This window comes from Pannus brasiliensis CCIBt3594 (genome assembly GCF_036688125.1).
In the GTDB taxonomy this organism is placed as follows: Bacteria; Cyanobacteriota; Cyanobacteriia; order Cyanobacteriales; family Microcystaceae; genus Pannus; species Pannus brasiliensis.
On sequence record NZ_JBAFSM010000019.1, the window covers coordinates 82,915 to 90,220 of the forward strand.

6 protein-coding genes and 1 tRNA gene are annotated in these 7,306 nt (G+C 51.5%); 5 read left to right on the forward strand and 2 right to left on the reverse strand.

Going from position 1 to position 7,306, the window contains the following annotated elements:
• The first annotated feature begins 80 nt into the window (after positions 1-80).
• Positions 81-2,306 (forward strand): SF1B family DNA helicase RecD2, encoded by a 2,226-nt coding sequence (recD2, locus tag V0288_RS11700; RefSeq protein WP_332865278.1) that lies wholly within the window; start codon positions 81-83, stop codon positions 2,304-2,306.
• Between the two features lie 187 nt (positions 2,307-2,493).
• Here the strand turns inward: recD2 and V0288_RS11705 are convergent, their stop codons facing one another.
• Positions 2,494-4,011 carry a serine/threonine-protein kinase gene (locus V0288_RS11705; RefSeq protein ID WP_332865279.1) on the reverse strand — a complete coding sequence of 506 codons (1,518 nt, stop codon included), beginning with the start codon at positions 4,009-4,011 and terminating at the stop codon, positions 2,494-2,496.
• A gap of 244 nt (positions 4,012-4,255) precedes the next feature.
• Here V0288_RS11705 and V0288_RS11710 point away from each other — a divergent pair, with 244 nt between their 5' ends.
• Together V0288_RS11710 and V0288_RS11715 are read left to right on the forward strand one after the other, a co-directional pair.
• Entirely contained in the window at positions 4,256-4,819 is a 564-nt protein-coding gene (locus V0288_RS11710; protein WP_332865280.1) for a DUF488 family protein, N3 subclade, read from the forward strand.
• A gap of 107 nt (positions 4,820-4,926) precedes the next feature.
• On the forward strand, positions 4,927-6,108 hold the full coding sequence (locus tag V0288_RS11715) for a hypothetical protein (protein WP_332865281.1): 1,182 nt from the start codon (positions 4,927-4,929) through the stop codon (positions 6,106-6,108).
• 7 nt (positions 6,109-6,115) lie between these two features.
• Here the strand turns inward: V0288_RS11715 and V0288_RS11720 are convergent, their stop codons facing one another.
• Positions 6,116-6,487 (reverse strand): helix-turn-helix transcriptional regulator, encoded by a 372-nt coding sequence (locus tag V0288_RS11720; RefSeq protein ID WP_332865282.1) that lies wholly within the window; start codon positions 6,485-6,487, stop codon positions 6,116-6,118.
• 160 nt (positions 6,488-6,647) lie between these two features.
• On the opposite strand from V0288_RS11720, the gene V0288_RS11725 reads away from it, so the two are divergent.
• Both V0288_RS11725 and V0288_RS11730 read left to right on the forward strand, forming a co-directional pair.
• Positions 6,648-6,830 carry a hypothetical protein gene (locus V0288_RS11725; protein WP_332865283.1) on the forward strand — a complete coding sequence of 61 codons (183 nt, stop codon included), beginning with the start codon at positions 6,648-6,650 and terminating at the stop codon, positions 6,828-6,830.
• A gap of 61 nt (positions 6,831-6,891) precedes the next feature.
• Positions 6,892-6,955: transfer RNA gene (locus V0288_RS11730), tRNA-Thr, on the forward strand.
• Positions 6,956-7,306 lie beyond the last annotated feature (351 nt).

A 7,306-nucleotide genomic window follows, 5' to 3' on the forward strand; every position in this document is an offset into this window, starting at 1 on the left:
TGTACAATAAAAATGAAACCGAGCGACGAATCGGTATCTTCTGCGTTGCCATCCCCGATTCCCCCATCTATTCAAGCGATATGACCTCTCGGAAGCAACGGGCCAAAAATACCGAGTATCTTACCGGCGTGGTCGAGCGCATCACCTTTCACGCCGAGGGTTCGGGCTATACCGTCGCGCGGGTTCAATGCCCGAGAGCGAGAGAACTGGTAACGGTGGTGGGAAGTTTTGCCGACATCCAAGCGGGGCAGACCCTCAAACTAGAGGGAATCTGGAAAGAACATCCCAAATACGGACAGCAATTCGAGGTAGAGCGTTATACCGAAACGAAACCCGCCACTTTGACGGGGATCGAGAAATATCTCGGTAGTGGACTCATCAAAGGGGTCGGGCCGGTGACGGCCAAGCGCATCGTCGCACACTTCGGTCTGGAGACTTTAGAAATTATCGAGAACGATCTAGCCCGGTTGATCGAAGTCCCCGGTATCGGCAAAAAACGGGTGATGATGGTTCAAAAAGCGTGGGCGGAACAGAAAGCCATCAAGGAAGTGATGATTTTCTTGCAGGGACACGGCGTTTCTACCACCTACGCGGTCAAGATCTTTAAAAAGTACGGGGCGGGAGCGATCGCCACCGTCACCGAGAATCCCTACCAACTCGCCGACGACATCTACGGTATCGGCTTCCTCACCGCGGACAAGATCGCCCGTAACGTCGGCATCTCTCCCTGGTCGAAATACCGCTACAAATCGGGAATCCTGCACGTTTTGAGTCAGGCATCGGAAGACGGTCACTGTTTCCTGCCACAACCGGAATTAAGAGATCTGTCGGGGCAACTGTTGGCGTTTGACGAACACGAGGCGGACATTGACGCGGTGGAAGCCGTCATCGAGGAGATGGGAACGATGGGAGAGTTGGTCATCGATTCCGGCGAGGGGGCAATGCAACTCTGCTATAAACCGCCTTTCCACGTTACCGAGGAAAATCTCGCCCGATTACTATTAAATAAACTCTCCCGCCCCGTTGAGGTCGATTTACCCCGCGTGAGGAATTGGATCGATCGATTTACCGCGAGTCAGGGTATCGCCCTATCTCCCGACCAACAGAAAGCCGTAGAAATGGCGGCCGGGGAGCGGGTGACGATCCTTACCGGCGGGCCGGGGACGGGGAAAACTTTTACCACCCGAACCATCGTGGCGTTATGGAAAGCGATGGGCAAGAAAATCGGGCTGGCCGCGCCAACGGGACGAGCGGCGCAGAGAATGAGCGAGGTCACGGGACTGGAGGCGAAAACCATCCATCGGATGTTGGAATTTAACCCCGCGACGATGGGATTTAAGAGAGACAGGGATAATCCCCTTCCTTTCGATGCTGTCGTGGTCGATGAAACCTCGATGCTCGATCTGTTTCTCGCTCACTCGTTGTTAAAAGCGATCGCCCCGGAAACTCAACTGTTATTAGTCGGGGACGTGGATCAGTTACCGAGTGTCGGGCCGGGGAAGGTGTTATCCGATCTCATCGAGTCGGGACGGATACCGATCGTCCGTCTCTCCCAAGTCTTCCGGCAAGCCGAATCGAGCGCTATCATCCGAGCGGCGCACCAGATCAACCAAGGGCAATATCCCGCCCTCGAACCGATCACGAGTAATCCCCGTTCCGATTGCCTGTGGCATAACGGGGGAACAGAGCCGGAACACGGGGTACAGGTCGTCCGCGAACTCCTGTCCGATTTCATCCCGAAACTCGGTTTCAATCCCGCGACCGATGTTCAGGTAATCTGTCCGATGATCCGGGGCGCGGTGGGGACGGGAAATTTTAACGCGGTGCTTCAGGAGTTAATTAACCCGCCGAGTCCGAATAAGCCAGAAGTGGCTAGAGGGGGGATGACTTTCCGGGTGGGCGATCGAGTGATCCAGTTAAAGAACGATTACGATCGAGAGGTATTTAACGGGGATTTAGGGATTATCGCCTCGATCGATCCGGTCGAACAGGAGTTAGTCATCGCGTTCGAGGGAAGACAGGTCGTTTACGATTACGCCGATCTCAATGAAATCACCCTCGCTTGGGCGATCTCCATCCATAAAAGTCAGGGTTCGGAGTATCCCGTGGTTTTACTGCCGATTTACATGACTCACTACATCATGCTCTCTCGGAATTTGATTTACACCGGGCTGACCCGCGCGAAGAAACTGGCGATCGTCATCGGTTCTAATAAGGCGATCGGGTTGGCGGTCAATCAGATCGATCGACAACAGCGTTACACCCGACTCCAGGAGCGATTAGGGGCGAAAATTGCCGGCCCGTGAGTTTCCGAGAATTTTGGCGATCAATACTCGATCGATTAACGCCCGTTCCAACCGACGACCCGAAAAACCTTATCGAACCGAAACACGCAGAAGATCTGCCCAAAATTATCGAAAACCCAGAACCCACAAGGCTTCGTGGAAAATCGACCTGCTCGGAATCTTAAAAATCGGCTGTAACCTTTATAGGTTACATTTTACAAGTCTCGACGCGAGAGAAGAGACACCAACCTCCCTCCGGCCCATCAAACCCCCCTCCCATCCACCAAGGCCTCCCCGCCCACCACAAAGGCCCAAGGCCTCCCCCAAGGCCTCCCCGCCCGGCCTCCCCGCCGGGGAGATGTCCTTGGGGTGCTTTTAGGTCAAAAGTAACATCTGCGTAGTTTATCCACCGGTTATTCACTCGCCAGCCTACTCTATCTCCGAAAGAGTTCCAAACTCTTTCATTATAATCTCTTGTCCCACCGAGTTCGCGATAGATTTTCGCTTGCACGGAAAAACCGAAGCGACCCTTACTATAATGCACCCACAGTCGGTCAATGGTTCGCAAGCCCTCGCAGGGGAAATTATCGATATCGCTTACCCGTAACCATCCCTCTGTCGTTCGGTTGGCTACTTGTAGCATAACTTTTCCAGTTTCTTCGTCCGCTTCTTTCCACTGCTGTTGTTTTAATAAATTCTCCAACTTCCGATAATCGATTCCTCTCGCACTTTGAAGAACGGGAGACGGGGAAGGGGCAGGAACAGGAGTCGGCCGAATTGCGGGAGTAGGGGACGGGGAAGAAATGGGAGGTGCGGGAGGTCGAATAACTGTCTGTTTCACCCGCGCTTGCAAATTCATCACTTGCAACACTTCCCCCGCAGATTGATAACGTTTTTTCGTACCTAACTCGATTAACTTATCGAGAATATTACCCAACTCATTACTAACGGAATTATTGATTAAATACTGTCGCCACACCCATTCGTGTTCTTCCACGTCGAACAAATCGAAAGGCGAACTTCCCGTCAGTAAGTAAATACAAGTCACTCCCAAACTATACAAATCGCTCGCGTTAACCGCTTTCCCGTTGCCCTGTTCCGGCGCGACGTACTCCGCGGAACCGATTACCGTCCCCGTGACGGAACGATTCAAGGGAGTCACCAACTTCGCCGCGCCGAAATCGACTAAAATTAGTCGGTTATCGGCTTTCCTTCGGATAATATTTTCGGGTTTAATATCGCGGTGGATAACCTGTTTCCCGTGAATGAATTCCAGAATCGGTAATATCTCCGCCAATAACTGCCTGATTTTTGCCTCGTTAAAGGTTCCCTCTTCTTTTAACTCTCGCTCTAGATTCTGTCCCTCGATGTACTCCTGCACGAGATACTGCCTCCCGTCCTCGCCGGTAAAATAGGCGTAGAGTTCGGGGATTTGCGGGTGTCTGCCCAAACTATCGAGGCGAATCGCTTCCTCTTTAAATAATTCCGTCGCTTTCTGTAAAGTCCCTGTCCCCTGTGCGGACGGGAAAAATTGTTTGATGACGCAATAGGGTTTCGAGGGTTTATCTTCGTCTACCGCTTGAAATGTCTTGCCGAATCCTCCCTGACCGATTAATTTGATGGTGCGATACCGTTCACGGAGGACGAGTTTAGAGCGGCATTTCTGACAGAATTTATCCGCGGGCGCGTTTTTGTGCGAGCAATCGGGATTGAGGCAGAGACTCATCGGGGATTTTCAGCGAGAATAGACGTATTTTGAATTATAGCGACAAGAGTGGGTTTGATACGATTATTTTAACAATCCCTCAAGAAAAGATCGGGTAATTCGGGATAAGGGCGCGGTAGATTACGCTTCGCACTCTCCGCCCTACATCTTTCGATACCCAGAACGGGAGATTTTTTTTGTCGTTAGCCAGCCCGATCGCGTTAACACGCGCCGAGAGAAAGTTATTGTCTTCGGGAAGAAAAAAATGATTTACACGGCATCCTATTTCGAGCCTCACCGACACCACGGCAAACGGCTCTCGATCTCCCGTACCGCGCCGAAAGGATTCAAGCTCGATGGTCGTTTAGAATTCTTCGTTCCGAGTGCGGGTTTACTCGAAGATTGGAAAAACCAGAAGATCGGCGAGGAAGAATATACCGCCCGTTATCGAGAACAGATCAAGGCAAATCTCCCGCTTATTCAAACGTGGATAGCGCGTTTAGATCCCGCGAAAGATATGACCTTACTGTGCTGGGAACGGAGCGGCATCGACGAAACTCTAAAACGCTGGGAAGAAACGGGAAAGTGGCAAGAAGAACGCCATTTCTGCCATCGAAATCTCGCGATTCAATTCGTGCGGAAATACCGACCCGATTGCTACGGTGGGACAGACATTCTCAAGGTTGATTTACCGCTCTGCCACGATTGTTTAACCGAAGTGATTCCCGCGGTTATGGGGGATACTCTACCCGATTCTTGCTTCTGCCCTAAATGTCGGAAATGGACGAAGAAAGTTCTTTATCCCGAAAATACCACGACGGTAGGCTAACGCCTCGACAGGCATGAAATCGAATTCGGGGCGGTCTCGCGTCGATCACTCCTTTTTTTCGAGAGACATCGATCGTTTCACCACATTCTATCAACAAGGAAAAAATCATGTTAGCTGTCTTAGGAGATTATTTAAAGACTCTCGACTCCGAAATCGAAGCCTACGAGCGATTAATCGCCGCAAAACGCGAGGAAGCCCGTAAACTCACCCGCTTACAAGGGCAAGTCGTCGAGGCACTCGGCACTCTCAAAGAAATCGTTGACGAGTTAAATTCCGTCGATCCCGATTCGATAGCAATCGTCAGAACCGCCGCCCTACAAATTTTCGGGGAAGGTAACGGTCCGGGGGAAGACTCGATCGAAAACGACAGTACCGCTTCCCTGCCGATTTCCGAGAGCGAGAGTACCGTAGAGCCGGAAAGTGACGGGATTTCTATGGAATCAGGCGCGGGGGTTGCCGTAGAGGTAGTTCTCGATCTGGCAGAGCCAGCGCTTCGCTCCCGATCCGAAAGCGCGCCACCCGAAGGGGAAGAGGAATCCGAGAGCGTCCGACTATCCGCGAATGTCCTTCACGACCCCGGAGCCGCCATCGCTCTGGCCGGTATCAACGTGCGAGAGCGTGCGAAAGCTTGGGGAGAATGGCTGTGTTGTACGCATACAGTAGGCGATCGATTCGAGATCCAAAACGGTAGCCATTCCGAGGGATTCACCTACGATCTAGTCATTTTCGGCATCTCCCCCGAAGACGCTCGCCGTCTCGCCTCCGCCGACCTCACCCGACTACCACAAGCTACCGAGAACGCCGGTTGGCAACCGGTCAAACGACTTCCCCCGTCCGCGGAACCCCGTCCGAAAGTCTGTCAACCTGGCGATCTAGCGGTAGGCGACATCGCCCGCAAAGAGGACGGAAGGGAATACCGAATTACGGGGGTAAGCGACGATGGTTCCATAGTTAAGGTCGTTAACGGAGACGGTCTGGAGATGGCTTTCTCCGTTGGCGCGCTCTATCTCGTTCGGAAAGCGACCCCCGAACCCGATAACGACAAGCCTAACCCCGCGCCCGACGGAAATCTGACCGCCGTTGTCAAGGCTTTCGGTCTCGAAACCCCGAAAAGTTCGGGCTTTGAGGTAGGAGCTAAAGTTCGTATTCGTAGCGGTCGCTTTCAAGGGAAATACGATGGACAGGAGGGAACGATCGCGACAGAACCGAGCGGATTCGGGATGGAAGTGAATATGGGTGAGGAAAAGACCGTTTTCTTTCTGAAAGATGAAATTTCCCAAGTGAATTAAAAAAATATCAAGGAGCGGTCTTCCAGTGGGAAAATCGCTCTTTTCTGGGTTTACCCTGTTCCCGTCCCCCGTTTCCAGACCGATCGCGCGAGGTCGGGCTAGGGTTAACGTTCGCAAGAACTTCGCTCTCGTTCGGTTCTCGGTTAGCGAGTAAGTTAGCTTGATAGATGTCGATCGCTTTTTGATGGGCCTTCGGATCGTGGCGGTTCTGAATCCAGTCTTGAAGGAGATCGAGATTATAGCGGATACATCGGCTGTTAAGTCTGACCCAATGGATTCCTTCTACCAGTAAGCCCTGTAATCGGTATCGCTTGAGGGTCGTATCGCTCAGATTCAAGCACCGTGAGGCTTCTCCTTTACCGACGAAACGTGTCACCATCTTTGTCCCTTGACTACTTGTAGCGTGTTGTTTCTGGAACGGTACGCGTTCCGAGAGTGAAAGTAACAACCTCGGGACTGGTGGTTCAAGCTAAACTGCAAAAGGCGGTAAGAAATCCTAGAATTTGTCTCTTTACTGACCTCGGGAAAATTGCCGATTTTTGAAAAATCATCCTATCCCGCATTCGAGCGGCGAGCGGGCTTATCCGGCAGATATCCCGATTCTCGATCAGGTGACGGTAACAACCGGCCCGATAGCTGGAAACACCGAAGGCCGCGGGCTAGGACGTTCTGGGCGGGGCGATCACGGGGGGCAAACCCGCGACCCGATCGTTATGAGATAAATTTTGAGGTAAAGTGTTTTTATCCCGAGATCGAGAGAAGCTGAAAAGCTATCTTGGCAAGGGTTTCAAGAAACAAGAATGGCTGATTTGTAATCAGTCGGTCGCGGGTTCAAATCCCATCACCAGCTTGAGTTTGAAGTGTACAGTGACAAATTATTTGTCGTCGGTGACAAATTAGTGTCGTGATGACTAATTGAATGCCGTAGTGACAAATTAGTGTCGTTGATACAGCCTTTCTCAGATAAATGAGGTACGTTTTGGGAGCTAGAATCCTTTGGTAGCAAGGGTTTGTCTGTACTTCACCTTTACGAGAAAGGCTGTATATCGGTGACATATTATTGTCGTCGGTTACAAATCAGTTGCTCCTTTCAATCCATCAAACTTTAAAAGATAAGTTCGGCAAGGCAAACTTTCAACCTATTGGGACTTAAACGGATCGTCTAACTTTTTAAGCTATAATCGAGTCATAACAAGCT